1 pseudogene is annotated in these 4180 nt (G+C 72.2%); it reads left to right on the top strand.

Annotated features, from left to right (window positions below):
- Positions 1–89: 89 nt before the first annotated feature.
- Positions 90–4180: pseudogene (locus tag ABZY31_RS31090) on the top strand (beta-ketoacyl synthase N-terminal-like domain-containing protein); the annotation flags it as partial.

Below are 4180 nucleotides of genomic sequence, written 5' to 3'. Positions count from 1 at the left end.
CGGTTCGCGCTCGTCCGTCGGGACGGTGACCCTGCTGTCGAACTCCCTGCGGATGCTCTTCTCCCGGGCCGGCACCTATCCGCCGGGGGCGCCCCAAGGCCGACGCCGCCTGGCACCTGCACGAGCTGACCCGGGACCTCGACCTCTCCGCCTTCCTGCTGTTCTCCTCCATCGGCGGTGTCTTCGGTGGAGCCGGCCAGGGCAACTACGCCGCCGCCAACGTCTTCCTCGACGGCCTCGCGCAACACCGCCGCTCCCTGGGCCTCCCGGCCACCTCCCTGGCCTGGGCCCTGTGGGCCGACGGCAGCGGCATGGCCGGCAGCCTCACCGACGCCGACATCAGCCGCATGACCCGCGCCGGTCTGCCCCCGCTCACCACGGCGCAGGGCCTCGACCTCTTCGACCTCGCCCACCGGATCGACGAGCCCGCGCCCGTCCTGATGCGCATCGACCCCGCGGGCCTCCGCGGTCAGGCCCAGGCCGGAACCCTGCCGCCGCTGCTCCGCGGCTTCGTACGGGTCCCCGCGCGCCGGTCGGTGGGCGGCGCGTCCGCCGCCGCCTCCGGACTGCGCCACCACCTGGCCGGACTCCCGGCCGCCGAACAGGACCGGGCCGTCCTCGACCTCGTACGCAAGCAGGTCGCCGCGGCCCTCGGACATCCGAGCGCCGCCTCCGTCGAGCCGGGCCGCTCCTTCAAGGAACTCGGCTTCGACTCCCTCACCGCCGTCGAGCTGCGCAACCTGCTCGGCGAGGCCACCGGCCGCCGCCTGCCCGCCACCCTCGTCTTCGACTACCCGACGGCGACAGCTCTCGCCCAGTACCTGCGCGAGGAGCTGATCGGCGACCTGGCCGACGGCGCGGGCACGGGGACCGGTGCTCTCGGCTCCGCACGGCCGGCTCTCGGCCCGGGCGCCGCCGGCGCCGACGACGACCCGGTCGTCATCGTCTCGATGGGCTGCCGCTTCCCCGGCGGCGTCCGCGGCCCCGAGGACTTGTGGCAGCTGCTCGTCGAGAGCCGCGACGGCATCACCGCCTTCCCCGCCGACCGCGGCTGGGACCTCGACTCCCTCTACAGCGACGACCCCGACCGCGAGGGCACCAGCTACGTTCGTGAGGGCGGCTTCCTGCACGAGGCGGCCGACTTCGACGCCGCGTTCTTCGGCATATCGCCCCGCGAGGCCCTCGCCATGGACCCGCAGCAGCGTCTGCTGCTGGAGACTTCCTGGGAGACCTTCGAACGGGCCGGCATCGACCCGACCGCCCTGCAGGGCAGCCGAACCGGCGTGTTCGTCGGCTCCAACGCCCAGGACTACCTGCAGCTGTGGCTGAACGACGGCGACGGCCTGGAGGGCCACCTCGGCACCGGCAACGCCGCCAGCGTCGTCTCCGGCCGCATTTCGTACACCTTCGGTCTGGAAGGGCCCGCGGTCACCCTCGACACGGCCTGCTCATCGTCGCTCGTCACCCTGCACCTCGCTGCCCAGGCCCTGCGCCGCGGCGAATGCTCGATGGCCCTCGCGGGCGCCGTGACGATCATGTCCACCCCCGGAGCGTTCACCGAGTTCAGCCGCCAGCGCGGCCTCGCCCAGAACGGCCGGATCAAGGCCTTCGCCGCGGCCGCCGACGGCACGGTGTGGGCCGAAGGAGTCGGCCTGCTCCTCCTGGAGCGGCTCTCGGACGCCCGCCGCAACGGGCACCCCGTCCTCGCCGTCGTCCGCGGCACCGCGATCAACCAGGACGGCGCGAGCAACGGCCTCACCGCCCCCAACGGCCCCGCCCAGCAGCGCGTCATCCGCGAGGCCCTCGCCGACGCGGGTCTGACCGCCGGGGACGTCGACGCGGTCGAGGCCCACGGCACGGGCACCAAGCTCGGCGACCCGATCGAAGCGCAGGCGCTGCTGGCCACGTACGGCCAGAACCGCCCCGCCGAGCGACCGTTGCTGCTCGGCTCGGTCAAGTCCAACATCGGGCACACCCAGGCCGTCGCCGGTGTCGCCGGTGTCGTCAAGATGGTCATGGCCATGCAGCACGGGGTGCTCCCGCAGACCCTGCACGTCGACGAGCCGACACCGTTCGTGGATTGGTCCGCCGGTGACATCGAGCTGCTGACCGAGCAGCGGGCCTGGCCGGAGACCGGCCGGCCGCGCCGCTCCGGCATCTCCTCCTTCGGCTACAGCGGCACCAACGCCCACGCCGTCCTCGAACAGGCACCGCGCGAGGCCGACGAGGAGACCCGGCCCGAGCCGGGCCCCGCGGGGGACCCGGCACCGGCCGTCATCCCGTGGCTCGTATCCGGCCGCACCGCGGCCGCACTGCGCGCCCAAGCCGACCGTCTGCGCACGACCGCCGCCGACCTGGTCACCACCGCGGGAACCCGCGGCGCCCTCGACCTCGGCCACACCCTGGCCATGCACCGGGCCGCCCTGGAACACCGCGCGGTCCTCCTCGGCGAGCCCGCAGCCCCGGAGACGCTGCTCGGCCGGCTGGAGGCCCTGGCCGCAGACGAGCAGGTCCCGGGCCTGGTGCGGGGCTCGGTGACGGGGGGCGCGCTGGCGTTCCTGTTCACCGGGCAGGGCAGCCAGCGCCTCGGGATGGGGCGCGAACTGTATGCCGCCTTCCCGGCGTTCGCTGTCGCCCTGGATGCGGTGTGCGAGCAGTTCGGGCCCGAAGTGCCGCTGAAGGGCGTCCTGTTCGGAGACGACGAGGCCGTCTTGGATCGTACGGAGCATGCGCAGCCCGCGTTGTTCGCGGTTGAGGTGGCGGTGTTCCGGCTGTTGGAGTCGTGGGGTGTGCGACCGGACTTCCTCGCCGGTCACTCCGTGGGTGAGATCGCGGCTGCGCATGTGGCGGGGGTGTTCTCGCTGGAGGACGCGTGTGCGCTGGTCGCCGCGCGCGGGCGTCTGATGCAGGCACTGCCGTCCGGTGGTGCGATGATCGCGATCCAGGCGTCGGAGGACGAGGTCCTGCCGTTGCTGAACGAGCGGGTGAGCATCGCCGCCGTCAACGGGCCCACGTCGCTCGTGATCGCGGGTGACGAGGATGCTGTGCTCGCGGTGGTGGAGGCCTTCGCCGACCGCAAGAGCAAGCGGCTCACCGTCAGCCACGCCTTCCACTCGCCGCACATGGACGGGATGTTGGATGAGTTCCGTCAGGTCGTGGCGGGGTTGTCGTTCGACAAGCCTCGGATTCCGGTTGTCTCCAACCTGACGGGTGCGTTGGTCTCGGACGAGATGGGTTCGGCGGACTTCTGGGTGCGACACGTCCGGGAGGCGGTTCGCTTCCTCGATGGTGTGCGGGCCCTGGAGGCCGCGGGTGTGACGACGTTCGTCGAGCTGGGGCCGGACGGTGTGCTGTCGGCGCTGGCCCAGGAGTGCGTAACGGCTACTGCTGAGTTCGTGCCGGTGCTGCGGTCCGGGCGACCGGAGGCGGAGACCGCGGTCACTGCTCTGGCCAAGGTCCACGTGCGCGGTGTGGCCGTGGACTGGTCCGCCTTCTACGCCGGTACGGGCGCCCGACGGGTGGAGCTGCCGACGTACGCCTTCCAGCGGCAGCGCTACTGGCCGGAGCACGTCCTCTCCCACGGCGCGAACGCCCCCGCCTTCGCGGTCAACGCGGTCGACGCCCGGTTCTGGGACGCGGTGGAGCGCGGCGACCTCGCCGCCCTGATGTCCGAACTGGAGGTGGGCGACGACGCCGGCTTCGGCGAACTCGCCCCGGCACTGTCCGCATGGCGCCGCCAGGCGGAGCAGCAGTCGCAGGTCGACGGCTGGCGTTACCGGGTGTCGTGGAAGCCGCTGGCGGCTGTGTCTGCTGGTGTGCTGTCGGGTGAGTGGCTGGTTGTGGTGCCGGCTGGTGGTGTGGATGACACTGCGGTGGTCGCTGCGCTGGGTGCTGGGGTGCGTCGGGTTGTGGTGGAGCCGGGTACGGACCGTGCTGGGCTGGTTGAACTGCTGGCTGACGCTGGTGTGGGGTCTGTGGTTGGTGTGGTGTCGTTGCTGGCGCTGGATGAGGTGGGTGGGCTTGTTGCTACCGCTGCTTTGGTGCAGGCGTTGGGTGATGCTGGGGTGGGGGCGCGGTTGTGGTGTCTGACGCGTGGTGCGGTGAGTGTGGGCCGTTCGGACAAGCTTGTGTCTGCTGTTCAGGCGCAGGTGTGGGGTTTGGGTCGGGTGGCGGCTCTGGA

This window comes from Streptomyces sp. NPDC006529 (assembly GCF_040611795.1).
Taxonomy (GTDB): domain Bacteria; phylum Actinomycetota; class Actinomycetes; order Streptomycetales; family Streptomycetaceae; genus Streptomyces.
Note: the sequence above shows the minus strand (reverse complement) of the source record. Positions and strands in the feature narration are given on the sequence as shown.